The sequence below is a fragment of the Legionella pelazae genome (assembly GCF_052527395.1).
The window spans coordinates 1-306 of sequence record NZ_JBNVZS010000041.1 but is presented as its reverse complement, the minus strand read 5'-3'; the positions used below and the strand labels follow the sequence as shown (position 1 = coordinate 306).

Sequence of the window (306 nt, the reverse complement as noted above, 5' to 3'; positions counted from 1 at the left end):
GAGACTTATTAATGAGAGTAGTGATAAACAAGAAAATCAGGCGGCCAAAGACAGCCATCATTCAAATGCATCCTCACCATCATCTTTCTTTGCATCCTATGATGAAGAGGAAGTAGAAAAACCAAAAGATAAAGATGACTCTGAAAACGACGCCCCTACTAGAAAAGTCAACATGGCTTAAATAAATTATTAATCTTTAAGTCTATTCGGTAAATAGTGAATGTCAGGGGTTTTTAGAGCTAACTTCTAACGCAGGTTACAAACCGAGTTTAGGTAAGAAGACTATTTGGCTAACAGCATAAATGA

General features: G+C 36.3%; 1 protein-coding gene. It reads left to right on the top strand.

The window, feature by feature from the left end:
• Nucleotides 1-181 (top strand): hypothetical protein (locus tag ACQUW5_RS15315; protein WP_444992126.1); only part of this gene is annotated, 181 nt, incomplete at its 5' end.
• Nucleotides 182-306 lie beyond the last annotated feature (125 nt).